Origin of the sequence: Endozoicomonas sp. SESOKO2, from assembly GCF_024606245.1 — a bacterium.
In the GTDB taxonomy this organism is placed as follows: domain Bacteria; phylum Pseudomonadota; class Gammaproteobacteria; order Pseudomonadales; family Endozoicomonadaceae; genus Endozoicomonas_A.
In genome coordinates, this window is record NZ_JAHHPQ010000610.1 from 1 (window position 1) to 3,995 (window position 3,995).

General features: G+C 48.6%; 3 protein-coding genes. 2 read left to right on the plus strand and 1 reads right to left on the minus strand.

What is annotated here, in order from left to right:
- Nucleotides 1-283: 283 nt before the first annotated feature.
- On the plus strand, nucleotides 284-1,369 hold the full coding sequence (locus tag KDK17_RS14885) for an OmpA family protein (protein WP_257255547.1): 1,086 nt from the start codon (nucleotides 284-286) through the stop codon (nucleotides 1,367-1,369).
- A 105-nt stretch (nucleotides 1,370-1,474) separates the two neighbouring features.
- On the opposite strand, the gene KDK17_RS14890 is transcribed toward KDK17_RS14885, so the two are convergent.
- Nucleotides 1,475-1,984 carry a copper resistance protein NlpE gene (locus tag KDK17_RS14890; RefSeq protein ID WP_257288390.1) on the minus strand — a complete coding sequence of 170 codons (510 nt, stop codon included), beginning with the start codon at nucleotides 1,982-1,984 and terminating at the stop codon, nucleotides 1,475-1,477.
- 259 nt (nucleotides 1,985-2,243) lie between these two features.
- Between KDK17_RS14890 and KDK17_RS14895 the strand changes: the two genes are divergently transcribed.
- Nucleotides 2,244-3,995: TonB-dependent hemoglobin/transferrin/lactoferrin family receptor (locus tag KDK17_RS14895; RefSeq protein WP_257288391.1), on the plus strand; the 1,752-nt coding region annotated here is incomplete at its 3' end.

Consider the following 3,995-nt stretch of genomic DNA (forward strand, 5'->3'; position numbering starts at 1 on the left):
GTATAGATAGTGGAGACAAGCCTGTTGCTCCTTGCACAGATGTACAGCCGACCATTCACCACAGTGGCTTTGATGGTATTCAGGGCAGCAAGGTTTTCTCAGGGATTTCTCGATAAGCGACAGTATTTTTTTCGTAATTATAAATGCCTTCAGCACATTATTTAGTCACTGTCGTTGAGTATAGGGTAAAAATCTCATTTGACGTCGTGAAAAAGACATTTAACAGATGCACATTAAATAGGTACACTTTGCCTGCACTTCAACGACACCAAGGAATGTAGCCGTGTATAAAAAACGACAGTTACTGGCTTTTGTAATTTCCACCGGGCTGGCCGCTTCAGTTTCTGCCAATGAAGGACGCTGGTACATCAACCCTGCAATTGGTCTTCAGAACTTTGACTCTGATCGCAATCTGGATGACGCCACCACACTGACTCTGGGGGGTGAATACCGCTTTAACGACCAATGGGCCACAGAGCTGAGATTTCTCGACAGCAATGCTGACAGCAGAATTGGAGATACTGACGTCAACCAGTATTACCTGGATGCTCTCTACTACTTCAGGCCCATGACGGCCAAGTGGCAACCTTTTGCCATTCTGGGTGTGGGCCATGGGGAATTTGAAGGCAAGCTCAATGATTCTCAGGAAACACAGGCCAATGCCGGCGTTGGTGTCCGCTATGCCATTAACGAAAACTGGTCGCTGCGCGGGGATGTTAGAGGTATCCACGGAGCCGACGACAGCACCTGGGACAGTCTGGTCAACGTCGGAATCAGTTACGCCTTCGGTGGCAGTTCAGCACCTGCGCCAGCGCCTGTTGAGGCAGATACTGATCAGGACGGTGTGACTGACAGTCGTGACAACTGCCCAAATACACCAGCCGGTGCGCCGGTTGATGCCAATGGCTGTGCACTGGACAGCGATAAAGACGATGTTCCGGATTATATGGATCAGTGTCCGAACACACCCGAAGGTCGCAAAGTCGACGACAATGGCTGCAAGATTGCACTGGTAAAAGACATCAGCATGAAGCTCAGTGTCAACTTTGCTACCAACTCTGCCGTGGTAACCGGCGAGATTGATAACATTGACGAAGTCGTGCAATTCCTGAAAGCCTACCCCGATGTACCTGTTGAGATTGCAGGCTATACCGACAACACAGGTGCTGCGCAATACAACAAAAACTTGTCACAGCGTCGTGCAGATGCCGTTCGCAACATTCTCGTCAATGATTACGGTATTGCAGGCGACAGTATCACCGCCGTTGGTTATGGTGAAGCTCAGCCTGTTGCCAGCAATGAAACAGCTGAAGGACGTGCTGCCAACCGCCGGGTTGAAGCCACTCTGAAGCACAAGATCAAGCAGTAGTTCTGGCGAGGAGAGTTCATTCGGAACTCTCCTCTTCTCAGTCCAACCGGACACCTCCTCTCATCGGCACCGAACAGCTTCATGCAACATGTTTAAGTGCCACCATCAAGGCACCTTTTTCAGGTTGTTGAGTGAGGCCAGATCACCGGTTGCTTTCTCGCCGTTCATATCCAGTTTCATTAGTGTGTTTTCACCAACGAAATATTGGTTTGGAGCTGACTCGTTAAGCAACGTGATGATATTACCCGATTTATTCCAACTGAATTTACCTTCAGATTTGGTGGGTTCGCCTCCTTTGCCTTCGTACACCTCTAGCAATGAGTATGTGCCGTCTTTATTCAGCGTTAGCGTTGTGTCAACGCCTGCACAATCTGCACAGGGAAGTTTACCTTTGTAAACACCACTCCAATCGAGAGCGTTTTGCGCGTTGTGCCCAGAGTCGACGGGCGTGTCGGTGCTGGTTACTTGATTTTCTTCAATGGGTGTTACATCAATTGCGCTTTCTAGTTCTATGACATCAGGAACCTCAACCGCAGTCGTCTCCGGAGGTTTCTCGTCCTGACAGCCTGCCAGAATGATGGCCGCACCCATTAGCGCCAGTAGTGTCTTTTTCATTTTATGCCTCTCCAAATCAATGAGTTGACATACCAAAATGATCTCGTCGCAAGTGTGCCAAGGTCACTTGGCTATACCGTGCTAATAATAGACCTGTTTCCCATACCTTCGTTAGAACAAGGCAAACCATTAAACAGCCTTCACGACCTATCTTCATCTTATAATATAAATGATAATGATTTGCATTTAGTTTGTGTTTTGCATATTATCCGACACCATCATCACGAGCGCTTCGGGGTATTCAGAATAGAGCGCTTGTGTGACTGATCTCTATAAAGAATCATCCAATAGCAGTACACATAGGCAAACAATGACGTTTAGCAAAAGTAGACTGGCAATTGCTGTAATGGCAGTGTCTTCCGGTTTTGTATATGCAGAAAGTGCATCTCAGACTGACGCAACCCTGCTCAATCAGGTAACAGTTACTGCCACCCGGTCTGAAAAAGACATCAATGATGTGGCCCAAACGATTGAAGTCGTAGACCAGTATCAGATCCGGCAGGAACAACCTGAGTCTGTGGCTCAAGCCGTTAAGTCTCTGCCAAACGTTTCTGTCAGTGGTGGCCCTCGTGCGAATTCCCAGAGCATCAATATTCGTGGTCTGGAAGGCACTCGTGTTCTTCAGATCACCGATGGTGCCCGTCAAAACTTCTCCAATGGTCACCGTGGGACTTATTTCACAGACCCGGAACTGCTGAAGTCTATCGAGGTGGTTAAGGGTCCATCCAGTAACCTGTGGGGTTCAGGTGCAATCGGTGGTGTGGTTGTACAAAACACCAAAACCGCAGAAGAGATGCTGGAACCTGGTGAAACGTTAGGTGGCTATATATCCCAGGGCTTCCACAGCAACAACAATGAATCTCGCACCAGTGGTTCGCTTTACGGTGTGAATAATAACTTCGACTGGTTGCTTAATGGTTACTACAACGACGGTGGTAACTACGAAACAGGGACCAGCGGCGAAGGTAATGGCGACGACGTAGAAAACTCCGGCTCCCGCGAGCAGGGTGCTATGGCCAAACTGGGCTGGCAGCTGAATGACGACAGTCGTCTTGAGTTTAAGGCTCAGCAGGCTCAAACCAATGCCAAGGTTCCCAGCAACCCGGCAACAAATGTTGGCAGTAGCTCCCCATTGATTACTCAGGAAACCAGCAACACCAACCTTTCTGCTGCTTATCTTTTTAATCCTGACAGTGCTCTGATCGATAGCAAATTCCAGCTGTTTTACAACGATACCGAGTTCGACGAGTATCGAATTGAAAAGGGACAGACTGACAATACCCATTACAAAACTCTGGGCACAGCCTTTACAAACCTATCAAAGCTGACTCATTTTGATCTGACCTATGGTCTGGATGCCTACAGAAACACGATTGAAACCGTTCGGGATGATTCCGGAATTGGTGACCGTCCGGAAGCTCTGGATGGTGAGTCTACCACCGCTGGTGCATTCGTTCAGGCCGACGTTCCTCTGGCCAAAGCCTGGACATTGCAAACCGGTGTTCGCTATGACCGTTTTGAGGCCAGGGATAATCGTTCTGAGTCCGACATTGATGAGAAGAAGCAAACTGACGACGCTGTATCTCCCTCTGTTGCCCTTATCTGGGACACCACGGACTGGCTGACTCTGACGGCCAGTTACAATGAAGCCTTCCGCGCGCCGAGTATGGAAGAGATGTTCTCGACAGGAACGCACTTTGCAACTCCAGTTGGCACCAATACATTCGTACCCAACCCGGACCTCAAACCTGAAGAAGCCAAGAACAAGGAAATCTCAGCTCGGATGAATTTTGCTGATCTTCTGGGTGATGATGAGCTGACTATTACAGCCAACGTTTTCCAAAACGATGTGGATAACTTCATTACGCAGTTTGTTTATGATCCAAACTGGATTGGCATGCCAACCAAAACAACCTGGGAAAACGTTGATGAAGCCCGCCTGAAAGGTTTTGAGCTGGCCGGTAAATACCGCTACCAGAATGTCGAACTGGGTCTGTCCTACGGTCAGACC

Excerpts from the sequence above, each read along its gene's own strand:
- KDK17_RS14890 (WP_257288390.1), bottom strand. The coding sequence starts at position 1,984 with ATGAAAAAGACACTACTGGCGCTAATGGGTGCGGCCATCATTCTGGCA.